A 16,123-nucleotide genomic window follows, 5' to 3' on the forward strand; every position below is an offset into this window, starting at 1 on the left:
TTTGTTATTATTACTTATGATAAACTTAGTACTGAATTGGATAAATGCCTTTGAAAGGAAGAATAAATAATGAGAATTCAAGATTATACAAAAGAAATGGTTGATGAGAAATCATTTATCGATATGGCTTACACATTATTAAGTGAAAAAAATGATACGATGAACTTATACGATATCATTGATGAATTTAAAGCATTAGGACACTATGAAGACGAACAAATTGAAGATAGAATCGTTCAATTCTATACAGATTTAAACACAGATGGACGTTTTCTAAATGTTGGAGAAAATATTTGGGGTTTACGTGATTGGTATTCAGTTGCTGACATCGAAGAAAAAATCGCTCCAACAATTCAAAAATTCGACATCTTAGATGATGATGCTGAAGAAGACAAAAACTTAAAATTACTTGGTGAAGACGAAACTGAAGACGATGATGATATTCCATCAGTAACGGATGACCAAGAAACATTAAATGACCCAGAAGATCCTGAAGAAGACGATGTAGATGAAGATCTAAATGAAACAGATATCGTTATCGATGAGGATGATGAAGATTTTGATGATGAAGAAGACGAAGATGATGAAGAGGACGATGAAGATTTAGAAGAATAATTCTTCGAGATTTAATTGACTTTTTCCAGGAACATGATAAAATTTTATTCGGGCTCCTTTAAATAGGACGACGTGTATAAATAATATACGCTCCCCCTTACAACCATGTGAGAGGGAGCGATTTTTTTATTTAAATTACTATATAAGCTTTATAATATTTTTAATTTAGGTGATTGTTTGTAAAGGCAATTCGTATGTATAAATCATTTGCTATGTAAAAGCTATCCCGCAAATTAATTAACCACTGAATTGGAAATGTGTTTGTCAATCATAGGTATTGAAGGAAATTACTGTTTTAATAATAGGAGGCAGAACATGACAAAATTTATTTTTGTAACTGGTGGAGTTGTTTCTTCATTGGGTAAAGGTATCACAGCAGCATCTTTAGGTAGATTATTAAAAGATAGAGGATTAAAAGTAACTATCCAAAAATTTGATCCTTATTTAAACGTAGACCCAGGTACGATGAGTCCGTATCAACATGGTGAAGTATTTGTAACGGATGATGGTGCAGAGACAGACCTAGACTTAGGACATTATGAAAGATTTATTGATATAAATCTAAATAAATATTCAAATGTAACTGCAGGTAAAGTCTATTCTCATGTATTGAAAAAAGAGCGTCGCGGTGATTATTTAGGCGGCACTGTACAAGTTATCCCACATATTACGAATGAAATAAAAGAGCGTTTACTTTTAGCAGGGGAAAGTACAAATGCAGATGTTGTTATCACTGAAATCGGTGGCACAACTGGTGATATTGAATCATTACCGTTTATTGAAGCAATTAGACAAATTCGTAGTGATTTAGGCCGTGAAAATGTAATGTACGTACATTGTACGTTACTGCCTTATATTAAAGCTGCTGGTGAAATGAAAACAAAACCAACACAGCATAGTGTGAAAGAATTACGTGGTCTTGGTATTCAACCGGACTTAATTGTAGTTAGAACAGAATATGAATTAACACAAGATTTAAAAGATAAAATTGCGTTATTCTGTGATATTGATAAAGCAAGTGTTATTGAATGTCGTGATGCTGAATCGCTTTATGAAATCCCATTACAATTGAGTAACCAAGATATGGATGACATTGTGATAAAACGTTTAGAGTTAAACGCGAAATATGAAACTCAACTAGATGAATGGCAATATCTATTAGATACTGTGAATAGTTTAGATGGAAAAATAACAATAGGTTTGGTAGGTAAGTATGTAAGTTTACAAGATGCTTATCTTTCAGTCGTAGAATCATTAAAACACGCTGGATACCCATTGAAAAAAGATATTGAAGTAAAATGGATTGATTCCAGTGAAGTAACAGATGAAAACGTCTCAGAAGTTCTAGCAGATGTAGATGGTATTTTAGTACCAGGTGGGTTTGGTTTCCGTGCAAGTGAAGGAAAAATATCTGCGATTAAATATGCGCGTGAAAATAATGTACCTTACTTTGGTATTTGTTTAGGTATGCAACTTGCCACTGTTGAGTTTGCTAGAAATGTAATTGGTCTTGAAGGTGCACATTCTGCGGAGTTAGATCCTAATACACCACACCCAATTATTGACTTATTACCTGAACAAAAAGACATTGAAGATTTAGGTGGTACTTTGCGATTAGGATTATATCCTTGTCATATTCAAGAGGGTACTTTAGCTCATAGTATTTACAACGAAACAAATATTGAAGAAAGACATCGTCATCGTTATGAATTTAATAATGACTATAGAGAACAGCTTGAAGCGAACGGAATGGTATTCTCCGGTACAAGTCCAGATGGTCGTTTGATTGAAATGGTAGAGATTCCTGAAAATGACTTCTTTGTTGCTTGTCAGTTCCATCCAGAATTTTTATCAAGACCTAATCGTCCTCAACAAATTTTCAAAGCGTTTATTGAAGCGTCATTAAAACATAAACAAAGTAAATAATATATAGATTAAACGCGATATCAGAAAGTTAGTATTTAACTAATTTCTAAATATCGCGTTTTTTATAGTTGTATTAAAATATAAAATTTAAATTGCTATATTTATTTAAAAAATGGCATAAATTATAAGAATTTCACTTTTTGAATAAAAATTGTTAAATAAAAACGCTTACAATTATATAGAAGAATGCAAAAGTGATATGACTTTGATATAATTAGATTGTAAAAATATGTGCTTAAAGCACCAAGGAGGAACTTTCATGCCTTTAGTTTCAATGAAAGAAATGTTAATAGACGCAAAAGAAAATGGTTACGCGGTTGGTCAATACAACTTAAATAACTTAGAATTTACACAAGCGATTTTAGAAGCTTCACAAGAAGAGAACGCTCCAGTAATCTTAGGTGTATCTGAAGGTGCTGCTCGTTACATGGGCGGTTTCTACACTGTTGTTAAAATGGTTGAAGGATTAATGCACGACAAAGAAATTACTGTTCCTGTAGCAATTCATTTAGACCACGGTTCAAGCTTTGAAAAATGTAAAGAAGCAATCGACGCTGGTTTCACTTCAGTAATGATTGATGCTTCTCATGGTTCATTTGAAGATAATGTTGAAATTACTTCAAAAGTTGTTGAATATGCACATGAGCACGGTGTGTCAGTTGAAGCGGAATTAGGAACTGTTGGCGGACAAGAAGATGATGTTGTTGCTGAAGGCGTTATCTATGCTGACCCTAAAGAGTGTCAAGAACTTGTTGAAAAAACAGGTATCGATACATTAGCTCCAGCCTTAGGTTCAGTACACGGACCTTATAAAGGTGAACCTAAATTAGGATTCAAAGAAATGGAAGAAATTGGTGCTTCTACTGGTTTACCATTAGTATTACATGGTGGTACTGGTATCCCAACTAAAGACATCCAAAAAGCAATTCCTTTTGGTACAGCTAAAATCAATGTAAACACTGAGAACCAAATTGCTTCTGCTAAAGCTGTTCGTGAAGCGTTAGATAACGACAAAGAAGTTTATGATCCTCGTAAATATTTAGGACCAGCACGTGAAGCAATTAAAGCTACAGTAATTGGTAAAATTAAAGAGTTTGGTACATCAAATAGAGCTAAATAATTTAACTATTATATAGCGAAAGTTGACTAGTTTATAATTACAATCTCAGCCATTGCTAAGTGGTTCATTCATAAGTACTGCAATTGTTTAATTGTTAAATAAGCTTTAAACGAGCTTTTAGATATCTAGTCGTTTTCTGGGGCGAGAATAAGAAATCAAAATTGAATTTTTGATTTCTGTTTCGTCCCTTTTTTTATGTTATAATTTGTTAGGCTTTGAAAGCTGATAAATAGAATTACAGTCTTTTACATAATTTTTATAAATAAACTTTAAAAAATGATTTAAATTGCAAAATATTGGGAATTAGAAATTATAGTAAAAAATATATGCATTATGCAGCACTTAATTAAATTTGAAATAGATTTTATGAAACTGTTGTGCTTTGCAAACTGTAATCATTTAATTTATAATGCAAATGATATATTGGAATAGAATATCGATTGAAAGGCAAAGGAGAACAAGCGAATGGCTCAAGAAGTGATTAAAATTAGAGGTGGGCAAACACTTAAAGGTGAAGTGAATAACCACGGTGCTAAGAATAGTGCAGTAGCAATTATACCAGCAGCAATTTTGGCTGAAGACAAAGTAACAATTGAAGGCCTTCCAGAAATCTCTGATGTAAAAACTTTAGTAAGTTTACTTGGAGATTTAAACATTGAGACAGAATTAGAAGGTATGACATTACATGTTGATCCTGAAAATATTGAAAATGCACCATTACCAAATAATAAAGTAGAATCATTACGTGCTTCTTATTATATGATGGGTGCAATGTTAGGAAGGTTTAAAAAATGTGTCATTGGTTTACCTGGTGGATGTCCTTTAGGGCCAAGACCAATTGATCAACATATTAAAGGATTTAAAGCATTAGGTGCCAAAGTTGATGAATCAAGTAGTACTTCTATGAAGATTGAAGCAGATAGATTGGTCGGTGCAAATATATTTTTAGACATCGTCAGTGTAGGCGCTACGATTAATATTATGTTGGCCGCAGTACGTGCTGAAGGACATACAGTTATTGAAAATGCTGCAAAAGAACCAGAAGTAGTAGATGTAGCTAATTTCTTAATGAGCCTTGGAGCTGATATTAAAGGTGCAGGTACAAGTACAATTAAAATTAATGGGGTAGAACGACTGCATGGTTCACATCATCAAGTGATTCCAGATAGAATTGAAGCTGGTACATATATGTGTATTGCAGCTGCTTGTGGTGAGGACATCAGAATTAATAATATTATTCCAACGCATGTCGAACCACTTACAGTTAAACTAAAAGAATTAGGTGTAGATATCCAAGTTGATGATGATAGCGTATTTATTAGACGTAGTACGCCTTATTCAAGTGTTGATATTAAAACGTTAGTATATCCAGGATTTGCAACAGACTTACAACAACCAATTACCCCTCTATTATTTATGGCTGATGGTGTGTCGTTTGTTACTGAAACAATTTACCCAGCTCGTTTTAAGCATGTAGATGAACTGAAAAATATGGGTGCAAATATTTCTGCAGATGATGGTACAGCGACTATAAAACCATCGAAGTTAACTGGGGCTGAGGTTTACGCTAGTGATTTACGTGCAGGCGCTTGCCTTATTGTAGCTGGATTGTTAGCAGAAGGTGTTACAACTATTTATAATGTGAAACATATCTATCGTGGTTACACAAATATCGTAAAAACTCTAAAAGCACTTGGCGCAGATATTTGGACTGAAGAAGTTTAAAAAATGTGGTATACTAAATATACTAAGTAAAAAAGTTGTGTATTTAGTGATATGTATTTTAGAAAAAAATCGATAATGAGGTGATAGCCATGGAGGTTTGCCCTTATCTAGAAGAAACCTTTAAAATCGTAGGTAGAAGCTGGAATGGTCTTATTATTAATTATTTATCTAGATGTACGGAAAAATCTGCTCACTTTTCAGATATGAAGCGTGATTTGAAGACAATAACACCACGTGCACTTAGCATAAAATTAACAGACCTTACGGAATGGGGACTAGTAGAGAAAAATGTAGTATCTACAAGCCCGATGAATATTTTGTATCAGCTTACAGATAAAGGTGATGCTTTAGCGGCAGCATTAGTACCAATGGAAGAATGGGCACAAGAGTATATTGAACTTGAAAATAAGTGACTAAATGCCTTGTAGAATAGAGTCTGAAACATCAAGATGATGTTTTAGGCTCATTTTTTATGCACTAGTAGCTGTGAGCAGTTATGTTTAAAAATATAAAATCTCGGTTAAAATATAATTATCAACATAACTTAAGGAGTGAATATATAATGAGAAATTTCACTAAACAATATATCAACGGTGAATGGGTTGAAAGTGCAAGTGGCGAAACGATAGAAGTCATCAATCCAGCAACAGAAGAAGTAGCGGGCACAATAGCGAAAGGTAACAAAGAAGATGTTGATAAAGCAGTGGACGCAGCAGAGAATGTATATTTTGAATTTAGACACAGTTCAGTTCAAGAAAGAAGAGAACTATTAGATAAAATTGTTCAAGAGTATAAAAATAGAAAAGAAGATATTATAGAAGCTATTACTGATGAACTAGGTGCGCCGTTAGACGTATCAGAAAATGTCCATTACCAAATGGGACTAGATCACTTTGAAGCAGCACGTGATGCATTAGATAATTTTGAATTTGAAGAGCGCCGTGGCGATGATTTAGTTGTCAAAGAAGCAATTGGTGTAGCTGGTTTAATCACACCTTGGAACTTCCCTACAAACCAAACGTCTCTTAAATTATCAGCAGCATTTGCAGCAGGAAGTCCGGTAGTTTTAAAACCATCGGAAGAAACTCCATTTGCAGCAATTATTTTAGCTGAAATTTTTGATAAAGTAGGTGTGCCAAAAGGTGTGTTTAACTTAGTCAATGGTGATGGTCAAGGCGTAGGGAATCCTTTAAGTGAACATCCTAAAGTTAGAATGATGTCATTTACTGGCTCTGGCCCAACTGGTTCAAGTATTATGAAGAAAGCCGCGGATGATTTTAAAAAAGTATCACTTGAACTAGGTGGTAAATCACCATATATTATCTTAGATGATGTAGATATAGATAAAGCAGCAAGTGCAGCAACTGGTAAAGTTGTTACAAATACTGGTCAAGTATGTACAGCTGGTACTAGAACGCTTGTACCTGAAAGTATTAAAGAAGAGTTCTTAACAGCTGTAAAAGAGAAATTTAGCCAAGTTAAAGTAGGGGACCCACGTGCAGAAGGCACAGAAGTTGGACCTATCATTAGTAAAAAACAATTTGATCAAGTGCAATCATATATTGATAAAGGCGTAGAAGAGGGTGCAGAATTATTTTACGGTGGTCCTGGTAAACCAGAAGGTCTGGACAAAGGATTCTTTGCACGTCCGACAATCTTTAACAATGTAGATAATGATATGACAATCGCTCGAGAAGAAATATTTGGTCCTGTTATGTCAATTATCACTTATAACGATGTAGACGAAGCTATTAAAATCGCAAATGACACAGAATATGGTTTAGCTGCATATGTATATGGTAAAGATCAAGACACCTTACACAAAGTAGCGCGTTCATTAGAGGCTGGTACAGTTGAAATTAATGAAGCAGGACGCAAACCAGATTTACCATTCGGTGGCTACAAACAATCAGGTATTGGCCGTGAATGGGGAGACTATGGTATTGAAGAATTCCTTGAAGTTAAATCTATCGCAGGTTACTATAAATAATAAATTTTAAAAATATAATTTGTTTGAAGATGGGGCATATAACTTATGCTCCATCTTTTTTCTGATTTTTAGAAATTGAAATACGTTTTGTAATTAAAAAGGAAATTTGCTATAGTTATAAAAGTAAGTAGCGTAGTTACTACGTTATTTAAAAACTTATTTATGAAATGGGTGCAAGATAATGCCTGAAAAAGTACGAACATCACCTCAGTATGAATCGTTCCACGAATTGTACAAAAATTACACTACAAAAGATCTCACTCAAAAAGCAAAATCTCTAAAACTAACAAATTATAGTAAATTGAATAAAAAAGAACTTGTTCTTGCCATTATGGAAGCACAAATGGAAAAAGACGGTAACTATTATATGGAAGGTATTTTAGATGATATCCAACAAGATGGTTATGGTTTCCTAAGAACAGTTAATTATTCTAAAGGTGAAAAAGACATTTATATTTCTGCTAGTCAAATTCGTCGTTTTGAAATTAAGCGCGGAGATAAAGTGACTGGTAAAGTGAGAAAGCCTAAAGATAATGAAAAATACTATGGTTTATTACAAGTTGATTTCGTAAATGGTGAGAATGCAGAAGAAGTTAAAAAGCGTCCGCATTTCCAAGCACTGACACCGTTATATCCTGAAGAGCGCATTTTACTAGAAACAACAAAACAAAACTTCTCAACGCGCATAATGGATTTAGTAACACCTATTGGTTTAGGACAACGTGGTTTAATCGTTGCCCCACCAAAAGCTGGTAAAACATCATTGCTTAAGGAAATTGCAAATGCAATTGCGATAAATAAACCAGATGCAGAGTTATTTGTGCTGCTTGTTGGAGAAAGGCCTGAAGAGGTTACAGATATAGAGAGATCAGTCGAATCTGCTGAAGTAGTACACTCTACATTTGACGAGCCACCACAACACCATGTAAAAGTTGCAGAATTATTATTAGAACGTGCAAAACGTCTAGTAGAAATTGGTAAAGATGTCATCATTTTAATGGATTCAATTACTAGGTTAGCTCGTGCTTATAATCTTGTAATTCCACCAAGTGGCCGTACATTATCTGGTGGTTTAGATCCTGCATCCTTACACAAACCTAAAGCTTTCTTCGGGGCTGCCAGAAATATTGAAGCGGGTGGTAGTATGACGATTTTAGCTACTGCTCTAGTAGATACTGGTTCTCGAATGGATGATATGATTTATGAGGAATTTAAAGGTACAGGAAATATGGAATTACATCTAGATCGTAAATTAGCTGAACGTCGTGTATTCCCAGCAATCGATATAGGTCGTAGTTCTACACGTAAAGAAGAATTGCTAATAGATTCAAAAGAACTTGAGTCATTGTGGCAATTACGTAATATGTTTACGGATTCTACAGATTTTACAGAAAGATTCGTGCGCAAACTGAAACGTACAGATAACAACAAAGAATTCTTTGAACAGTTACAAAAAGCTGCTAAAGAAAGCACTAAAACAGGCAAACCAATTATTTAATCTGAAATAATTAGGTATATATCAAAGCAATGTTTGATTTGGGGTTGCGTTTTATATTTAAAGCCATTATAATTATCAAGTATTGGGTAAAAACTCACAAAAAACTCTGTGCCAGATGGTTCAGGGCAAAGGAGCTGAAAAGTAATGAGACAAAATATTCATCCTGAATATCATAAGGTTATCTTTTTAGATACTACTACGGATTTTAAATTCCTAAGTGGTTCAACTAAATCTTCATCAGAAACTATGACATGGGAAGATGGAAACGAATACCCAGTTATTCGTTTAGACATTTCATCTGATTCACACCCATTCTATACAGGACGTCAAAAATTCGCTGCTGCGGATGGTCGTGTGGAACGTTTCAACAAAAAATTCGGATTCAAATCAAGCAACGAATAATTGTTGTTTTAAAGCATTCTCATTTTATGAGGATGCTTTTTTATATTTACATAAATAATAAATAAATATCACATAATGGCATAGCGATATTCAAGAAACATAGACATAAATAAACGCAATAACTTGGAAATATATCATATTTTAACTTAAAAAATATGATATAATGAACCGATTATGTTTTGAAAAAGGTGGAACGCATAATGTATGAAACTTATCATTCCGGGTGGATTGAATGTATTACTGGAAGTATGTTTAGTGGCAAATCTGAAGAGTTAATACGTCGGTTAAGACGTGGCCTTTACGCTAAACAAAAAGTAGTTGTGTTTAAACCAGCTATAGATGACCGTTATCATAAAGACAAAATTGTTTCTCATAATGGTAATGCAATAGAAGCAATTAATATATCAACAGCAGCAGAGATTTTTAAACACGATTTATCAGATGTAGATGTAATCGGCATAGATGAAGTACAATTTTTTGAAAATGGAATTGTTCATATCGCTGAGCAATTAGCTGAAAAAGGACATAGAGTCATAACAGCTGGTTTAGATATGGATTTTAGAGGCAGACCTTTTGAACCTATACCAGAGCTGTTAGCAGTGAGTGAAGATGTAACAAAATTACAAGCTGTTTGTGCGGTTTGTGGGGCGTCATCAAGTCGTACTCAACGATTAATAGATGGTAACCCAGCGAAAATAGATGACCCAGTTATATTAGTTGGTGCAAATGAAAGTTATGAACCGAGATGTAGGGCACACCACATCGTCGCACCGAGTAATGATGAGAAGGAGGAAATGTAGTGTTTGATCAATTAGATATTGTAGAAGAAAGATATGAACAATTAAATGAATTATTAAGTGATCCAGATGTTGTGAGCAACCCAGATAATTTGCGTAATTATTCAAAAGAACAATCAGACTTACAAAAAACGGTAGAAGTATACCGTGACTATAAACAAACAAAAGAAGATTTAGCAGAAGTTGAAGAAATGTTACGTGAAACAAAAGATAGCGAAGAAATTGAGATGCTAAAAGAAGAGCATCAAACGCTCCAAAATAAAGTGCCTAAATTAGAAGAAGAACTTAAATTCTTACTAATTCCTAAAGATCCTAACGATGAAAAAGATGTTATCGTAGAAATTCGTGCTGCCGCAGGTGGAGATGAAGCTGCTATCTTTGCAGGAGATTTATTTAGAATGTACTCTAAATATGCTGAGGCGCTCAATTACAAGACAGATATTGTAGAAATTACAGAGAGTGATCATGGCGGATATAAAGAAATTAGTTTCTCAGTTTCTGGGAATGGTGCGTTCAGTAAATTGAAGTATGAGAATGGTGCGCACCGAGTACAACGTGTCCCAGAAACAGAATCTGGTGGCCGTATTCATACGTCAACAGCTACTGTGGCTGTTTTGCCAGAAGTAGAAGATGTGGAAATTGAAGTTCGTAATGAAGACTTAAAAATTGATACCTATCGTTCTAGTGGTGCAGGTGGTCAGCACGTAAATACGACAGATTCAGCAGTACGTATTACGCATATTCCAACGGGTATTATTGCGACTTCATCAGAGAAATCTCAAATTCAAAACCGTGAAAAAGCTTTAAAAGTATTAAAAGCACGTTTATTTGATATGAAATTACAAGAAGAACAACAAAAATATGCAGCACAACGTAAATCTGCGGTCGGTACAGGTGACCGTTCGGAACGTATTAGAACATACAATTATCCTCAAAGCCGTGTAACTGATCATAGAATTGGTTTAACATTACAAAAGTTAGATCAAATTATGGAAGGCAAATTGGATGAAATTATTGATGCTCTAACTTTAGCTGAACAAACTGATAAATTGAAAGAACTTAACAATGGTGAATTATAAAACTATATTAAGCAATGCTAAAGAAAAGTGCGTCGAACGACATATTGAGACAGCTCGAGCTGAATGGCTGATGCTTGATTTGTTTGAATGGTCCAAGGCGGATTATTTAATGCATATGAACGATGAAATATCAGTATCACATTTAAAAATGTTTGATGAAGCAGAGTGCAGAATGCTCAATGGTGAACCGATACAGTATATTACGGGAAAACAAACTTTTTATGGTGAGATTTTTAATGTAAATAAAAATTGTTTAATCCCTAGACCTGAAACTGAAGAGGTTATGTTACATTTCTACCATCAACTTAAAAAAGGCGATACTGTAGTGGATGTGGGTACAGGAAGTGGTAATATTCCAATTGTACTCAAAAAATTAGATAGCACGCTCAATGTGTACGCAACGGATTTATATCGAAATGCATTAACAGTAGCTAAAGCAAATGCTCAACATCATCAAGTTGAAATTAAGTTCTTGCAAGGAGACGGTTTAACACCCCTTATAGAACAAGGCGTAAAAGTAAACGGATTGATTTCTAATCCACCGTACATTGATAATGATGAAGCGGAAATGATGGAAGATACAGTGCTGAAATATGAACCACATTCTGCGCTATTCGCAGCTAATAATGGCTATAAAGTTTATGATACGATCTTAGATCGCTTACCAGAAGTTTTACTACCGAATGCTAAAGTAGTATTTGAAATAGGGTTTGCCCAAGGTCCAAAATTAAAAGAAAAGATTATAGCTAAATATCCAACATTAGATGTTCAAATTATAAAAGACATTAATAATAACGATCGCATAATTGCTTTCGTATGGTAAAAAAAAGTTATGCACTGAACATGGACAATCATGAGAGTGCATAACTTTTTATTTTGCTTTAAAATGAATAACAAGATGAAAGGATGTGCCTAGATGAAAACGCATATATGGGATTTACGCCACTATGAGCGCAATCTGACTACTTATGATGGGATTGAAGAAATAAAATCAATTTTTGAAAAAGGTGGATTAATCGCTATTCCAACTGAAACAGTTTATGGATTAGGTGGAGATGCACGTAATAATGAAGCGATAAAAAAAATTTATGAAGCTAAGGGTAGACCTTCTGATAATCCATTAATTGTTCATATACATGAACTTAATCAGTTGAAGTCATTTACTAATGACTTAACACAAGAAGTTGAACTATTAATGAATACATTTTGGCCAGGACCCATATCCTTCATATTACCATTAAAAAAAGGATACTTATGTGATCGTGTAAGCGGTGGTCTAAATTCAATAGCTGTGCGAATGCCAAGTCATCCTATCGGCAGAGAATTACTTCAATTAATTGATATTCCTATTGCTGCACCTAGTGCAAATTTAAGTGGCCGGCCTTCACCAACGACCTTTGATCATGTGTACCATGATTTAGATGGTCGTATAGATGGGATTGTTAATGGTGATCAAAGTGAAGAGGGACTAGAAAGCACAGTATTAGACTGTACACAATTTCCTTTTAGAATCGCTAGGCCAGGATCGATTACAAAATCAATGATTGAAAAAGTATTACCTGAGTGCATTGAGACAGAGGTATCATTGAACACAGACAAGCCAATTGCTCCAGGTATGAAATATAAACATTATTCACCTGACACGCCTATAAAAATATTAGAAAATTTTCATAAGAAACCTTCATCAGGTAAGAATTGGAGCAAGGTTGCTTTTATCGTCCCGCAGAGTCATCGTGAAATAGTTCCAAATCAAGCAAAATTTATACCACTATGTAAAGATGAAAATGATATTAAAGGTGCCAATCATAACCTTTATCATATATTACATCGATTAGATGAAGATTGTGAAATAGCGCATGCCTATATCTTTGGATTCCCGTTGAATGATAATACTACTGCGATTATGAATAGAATGATGAAAGCAGCTAACCAAACTGTTATAAAAGGAGACGAATTATGAAGATCGTTTTTGTGTGTACAGGTAATACATGTAGAAGTCCTTTAGCAGAAAGTATAGCAAAAGCAAAATTACCTAACCATACTATCGTATCAAGAGGTATTTATGCTATGGATGGTCAACCTATCTCTAAACATTCATTAAATATAATAGAAGAAGAAGGATTGCCAATACCAGAACATGCGATGTCGTTTACACATAAAGATTTAAGTGCAGATTTGATTTTGACCATGAGCTGGTCACATAAGTTAGCCATTCAACAAATGGGTCATAATACAGCACACGTCTATACATTGAATGAATATGCTGGGCTACGTGGCGAAGTCTCAGACCCATTTGGTGGTAACAAAGAAGACTACATTAAAATATATAATGAATTAAATGTGCTGGTAGATAGTTTAAAAAATAAAATATAAAAAAATTAAATTTGTGAAATGAGTATGAGAGCGTTCCTAAATACGTTATAATGATAACGTGTAGCAAATTTGTTGTCAGTCAATTTTGTATGTTGTTAAAGCACATTGGTAGTTACATACTTTTATTCAACTTAATTAAAAGGGGTGGAAGAATGGAAGACTTAAAGTTACTATTAAACGAATTAAAAGCACAATCATTTTTTAAAGTTGATGAATTATGCATTATCGGTTGTTCTACATCTGAAGTAATTGGTGAACGCATCGGTAGTGTTGGATCAATGGAAATTGCTCAAGAAATATTTGAAGCATTAAAAGAAATTGAAAACGAAACAGGCGTTTCGTTTGTATTTCAAGGTTGTGAACATATTAATCGTGCAGTGACCATTGAGAAATCAAATTTTGATCCCCTTATAATGGAAGAAGTTACAGTTGTGCCAGATGTTCATGCTGGTGGAAGCTTAGCAACTTATGCGTATCAACATATGGTTGATCCAATGGTTGTTGAGCATATTTCTGTACCTAAAGGTATTGATATTGGCCAAACTTTAATTGGAATGCATATTAAACATGTTGCTATTCCAGAGCGTACAAGTGTCAAGCAAATTGGTGAAGCAATTGTTACAATCGCTTCTTCAAGACCAAAAAAAATTGGTGGCGAAAGAGCAAAATACAACTAATACAGAAACGAGGGAATTACCAAATGTCATTTATTCAAGAGCAAGATAAGGAAATATATGAAGTGATTCAAAATGAATTTAACCGTCAAAACAACAATATCGAGCTGATTGCTTCAGAAAACTTCGTATCAGAAGCAGTTATGGAAGCGCAAGGTTCAGTATTAACTAATAAATATGCTGAAGGCTACCCAAACAGAAGATACTATGGTGGTTGTGAATTTGTGGATGTTTCAGAAGCTTTAGCAATTGATCGTGCCAAAAAATTGTTTGGTGCCGAGCATGTTAATGTACAGCCACACTCAGGTTCTCAAGCAAATATGGCTGTTTATCTCGTAGCATTAGAACACGGTGATACTGTATTAGGTATGAATTTAAGTCATGGTGGACACTTAACACATGGCGCGCCTGTTAACTTTAGTGGTCAATTTTATAACTTTGTTGAATATGGCGTAGACGAAGAAAATGAACAAATTGACTATGATGAAGTATTGAAAGTAGCCAAAGAACATCAACCTAAATTAATCGTTGCAGGTGCTTCTGCATATTCAAGAACAATTGATTTTAAACGCTTTAAAGAAATAGCAGACGAAGTAGGCGCAAAATTAATGGTAGATATGGCTCATATTGCAGGTTTAGTAGCAGTTGGCTTACACCCAAATCCTGTAGAATATGCTGACTTTGTTACGACTACAACTCATAAAACATTACGCGGACCTCGTGGTGGGATGATTTTATGTAAAGAAGAATATAAAAAGCAAATTGATAAAACAATCTTCCCAGGGATTCAAGGCGGTCCTTTAGAACACGTTATCGCTGCCAAAGCTGTTGCATTTGGGGAAGCATTGCAAGATGACTTTAAAGTATATCAACAACAAGTAGTTAACAATGCTAAAACTTTAGCAAATACATTGACTGACGAAGGATTTAGAGTTGTTTCAGGTGGTACTGATAATCATCTTGTTTCTGTAGATGTCAAAGGTTCTGTAGGCATAACTGGTAAAGTTGCTGAAGAAACATTAGATGCTATAGGTATTACATGTAATAAAAATACAATTCCATTTGATCAAGAAAAACCATTCGTGACAAGCGGAGTTCGTTTAGGTACACCAGCAGCAACAACACGTGGATTTGATGAAGCTGCTTTTGAAGAAGTTGCAAAAATTATTAGCTTAGTTTTAAAAGATCCGGAAAATGAAAAAGCGTTAGAAGAAGGAAAAGAAAGAGTTAAAGCTCTAACTACTAAACATCCTTTATATAACTAAAATTGGAGGAAATAAATTATGGGCAAAGTACATGTTTTTGACCACCCACTTATTCAACACAAATTAAGTTACATTCGAGACGTACATACTGGGACTAAAGAATTTAGAGAGTTAGTAGATGAAGTTGGTATGTTAATGGCATACGAAGTAACACGAGATTTAGAATTGCAAGATGTTGAAATAGAAACACCTGTCACTAAAATGATAGCTAAACGCTTAACAGGTAAAAAATTAGCTTTCGTACCAATTTTAAGAGCTGGTTTAGGTATGACGCAAGGCATATTAAACTTAGTGCCAGCAGCTAGAATTGGTCATGTGGGACTATATAGAGATCCTGAAACACTTGAAGCTGTAGAATACTTTGTAAAATTACCACAAGACATCGAAGAGAGAGAAATTGTAGTGGTTGACCCTATGTTAGCAACTGGAGCATCAGCTATAGAAGCAATTAACTCGCTTAAAAAACGTGGCGCTAAAAATATTCGCTTTATGTGTTTAATTGCAGCGCCCGAAGGTGTGGAAAAATTACAAGAAGCTCACGAAGATGTAGACATTTTCATCGCAGCATTAGACGAGAAATTAGATGAACATGCTTATATTACACCAGGCTTAGGTGATGCAGGAGACCGTTTATTCGGTACAAAATAGTTTCGCCTAGG

The 16,123-nt window shown here is 34.4% G+C and carries 16 protein-coding genes; all 16 read left to right on the forward strand.

Translation table 11 applies throughout. From position 1 onward, the window contains the following. Positions 1-69: 69 nt before the first annotated feature. The 16 genes from rpoE (at position 70) to upp (ending at position 16,112) form a co-directional block, all read left to right on the forward strand. Positions 70-615: a DNA-directed RNA polymerase subunit delta gene (gene rpoE, locus BTM19_RS10815; protein WP_038678914.1), complete on the forward strand. Its 546-nt coding sequence runs from the start codon at positions 70-72 to the stop codon at positions 613-615. A 315-nt stretch (positions 616-930) separates the two neighbouring features. Continuing rightward, on the forward strand, positions 931-2,541 hold the full coding sequence (locus BTM19_RS10820) for a CTP synthase (protein WP_029377998.1): 1,611 nt from the start codon (positions 931-933) through the stop codon (positions 2,539-2,541). A gap of 259 nt (positions 2,542-2,800) precedes the next feature. Beyond that, positions 2,801-3,661: a class IIb fructose-bisphosphate aldolase FdaB gene (fdaB, locus tag BTM19_RS10825; protein WP_029377997.1), complete on the forward strand. Its 861-nt coding sequence runs from the start codon at positions 2,801-2,803 to the stop codon at positions 3,659-3,661. A gap of 465 nt (positions 3,662-4,126) precedes the next feature. Further along, a complete protein-coding gene (locus tag BTM19_RS10830; protein ID WP_029377996.1) occupies positions 4,127-5,386 on the forward strand; it encodes a UDP-N-acetylglucosamine 1-carboxyvinyltransferase in 1,260 nt (419 codons plus the stop codon). 89 nt (positions 5,387-5,475) lie between these two features. Further along, complete coding sequence (locus BTM19_RS10835; RefSeq protein ID WP_029377995.1) at positions 5,476-5,799, forward strand: winged helix-turn-helix transcriptional regulator; 324 nt, start codon at positions 5,476-5,478, stop codon at positions 5,797-5,799. A gap of 149 nt (positions 5,800-5,948) precedes the next feature. Further along, positions 5,949-7,376: an aldehyde dehydrogenase family protein gene (locus tag BTM19_RS10840; RefSeq protein ID WP_029377994.1), complete on the forward strand. Its 1,428-nt coding sequence runs from the start codon at positions 5,949-5,951 to the stop codon at positions 7,374-7,376. Between the two features lie 181 nt (positions 7,377-7,557). Then, positions 7,558-8,874, forward strand: a complete 1,317-nt coding sequence (gene rho, locus BTM19_RS10845; protein WP_029377993.1) for a transcription termination factor Rho — start codon at positions 7,558-7,560, stop codon at positions 8,872-8,874. A gap of 144 nt (positions 8,875-9,018) precedes the next feature. Beyond that, positions 9,019-9,276: a type B 50S ribosomal protein L31 gene (locus BTM19_RS10850; RefSeq protein WP_017722078.1), complete on the forward strand. Its 258-nt coding sequence runs from the start codon at positions 9,019-9,021 to the stop codon at positions 9,274-9,276. A 200-nt stretch (positions 9,277-9,476) separates the two neighbouring features. Then, a complete protein-coding gene (locus BTM19_RS10855) occupies positions 9,477-10,076 on the forward strand; it encodes a thymidine kinase (protein WP_029377992.1) in 600 nt (199 codons plus the stop codon). Beyond that, the gene (gene prfA / locus BTM19_RS10860) at positions 10,076-11,152 is read left to right on the forward strand and encodes a peptide chain release factor 1 (RefSeq protein WP_029377991.1); all 1,077 of its coding nucleotides are present in this window, start codon (positions 10,076-10,078) and stop codon (positions 11,150-11,152) included. Before BTM19_RS10855 ends, prfA begins: the two co-directional genes overlap by 1 nt. Further along, positions 11,139-11,975, forward strand: coding sequence for a peptide chain release factor N(5)-glutamine methyltransferase (gene prmC / locus BTM19_RS10865; protein WP_029377990.1), 837 nt, complete (start codon positions 11,139-11,141; stop codon positions 11,973-11,975). Before prfA ends, prmC begins: the two co-directional genes overlap by 14 nt. Positions 11,976-12,068: 93 nt before the next feature. Continuing rightward, complete coding sequence (locus BTM19_RS10870; protein ID WP_038678910.1) at positions 12,069-13,112, forward strand: L-threonylcarbamoyladenylate synthase; 1,044 nt, start codon at positions 12,069-12,071, stop codon at positions 13,110-13,112. Further along, the gene (locus BTM19_RS10875; protein WP_099265857.1) at positions 13,109-13,525 is read left to right on the forward strand and encodes a low molecular weight protein arginine phosphatase; all 417 of its coding nucleotides are present in this window, start codon (positions 13,109-13,111) and stop codon (positions 13,523-13,525) included. Before BTM19_RS10870 ends, BTM19_RS10875 begins: the two co-directional genes overlap by 4 nt. Positions 13,526-13,677: 152 nt before the next feature. Beyond that, positions 13,678-14,202 carry a TIGR01440 family protein gene (locus tag BTM19_RS10880; RefSeq protein WP_038678908.1) on the forward strand — a complete coding sequence of 175 codons (525 nt, stop codon included), beginning with the start codon at positions 13,678-13,680 and terminating at the stop codon, positions 14,200-14,202. A gap of 23 nt (positions 14,203-14,225) precedes the next feature. Further along, positions 14,226-15,464 carry a serine hydroxymethyltransferase gene (gene glyA / locus BTM19_RS10885; protein ID WP_029377986.1) on the forward strand — a complete coding sequence of 413 codons (1,239 nt, stop codon included), beginning with the start codon at positions 14,226-14,228 and terminating at the stop codon, positions 15,462-15,464. Between the two features lie 18 nt (positions 15,465-15,482). Further along, positions 15,483-16,112, forward strand: a complete 630-nt coding sequence (gene upp / locus BTM19_RS10890) for a uracil phosphoribosyltransferase (RefSeq protein WP_017722086.1) — start codon at positions 15,483-15,485, stop codon at positions 16,110-16,112. Positions 16,113-16,123 lie beyond the last annotated feature (11 nt).

It is taken from the genome of Staphylococcus xylosus (genome assembly GCF_002732165.1).
In the GTDB taxonomy this organism is placed as follows: Bacteria; Bacillota; Bacilli; order Staphylococcales; family Staphylococcaceae; genus Staphylococcus; species Staphylococcus xylosus.

Excerpts from the sequence above, each read along its gene's own strand:
- BTM19_RS10870 (WP_038678910.1), top strand. The coding sequence starts at position 12,069 with ATGAAAACGCATATATGGGATTTACGCCACTATGAGCGCAATCTGACT.
- BTM19_RS10850 (WP_017722078.1), top strand. The coding sequence starts at position 9,019 with ATGAGACAAAATATTCATCCTGAATATCATAAGGTTATCTTTTTAGAT.
- BTM19_RS10830 (WP_029377996.1), top strand. The coding sequence starts at position 4,127 with ATGGCTCAAGAAGTGATTAAAATTAGAGGTGGGCAAACACTTAAAGGT.
- BTM19_RS10875 (WP_099265857.1), top strand. The coding sequence starts at position 13,109 with ATGAAGATCGTTTTTGTGTGTACAGGTAATACATGTAGAAGTCCTTTA.
- rho (WP_029377993.1), top strand. The coding sequence starts at position 7,558 with ATGCCTGAAAAAGTACGAACATCACCTCAGTATGAATCGTTCCACGAA.
- BTM19_RS10840 (WP_029377994.1), top strand. The coding sequence starts at position 5,949 with ATGAGAAATTTCACTAAACAATATATCAACGGTGAATGGGTTGAAAGT.
- upp (WP_017722086.1), top strand. The coding sequence starts at position 15,483 with ATGGGCAAAGTACATGTTTTTGACCACCCACTTATTCAACACAAATTA.
- fdaB (WP_029377997.1), top strand. The coding sequence starts at position 2,801 with ATGCCTTTAGTTTCAATGAAAGAAATGTTAATAGACGCAAAAGAAAAT.
- BTM19_RS10855 (WP_029377992.1), top strand. The coding sequence starts at position 9,477 with ATGTATGAAACTTATCATTCCGGGTGGATTGAATGTATTACTGGAAGT.
- prmC (WP_029377990.1), top strand. The coding sequence starts at position 11,139 with ATGGTGAATTATAAAACTATATTAAGCAATGCTAAAGAAAAGTGCGTC.
- BTM19_RS10820 (WP_029377998.1), top strand. The coding sequence starts at position 931 with ATGACAAAATTTATTTTTGTAACTGGTGGAGTTGTTTCTTCATTGGGT.
- BTM19_RS10835 (WP_029377995.1), top strand. The coding sequence starts at position 5,476 with ATGGAGGTTTGCCCTTATCTAGAAGAAACCTTTAAAATCGTAGGTAGA.
- glyA (WP_029377986.1), top strand. The coding sequence starts at position 14,226 with ATGTCATTTATTCAAGAGCAAGATAAGGAAATATATGAAGTGATTCAA.
- rpoE (WP_038678914.1), top strand. The coding sequence starts at position 70 with ATGAGAATTCAAGATTATACAAAAGAAATGGTTGATGAGAAATCATTT.
- BTM19_RS10880 (WP_038678908.1), top strand. The coding sequence starts at position 13,678 with ATGGAAGACTTAAAGTTACTATTAAACGAATTAAAAGCACAATCATTT.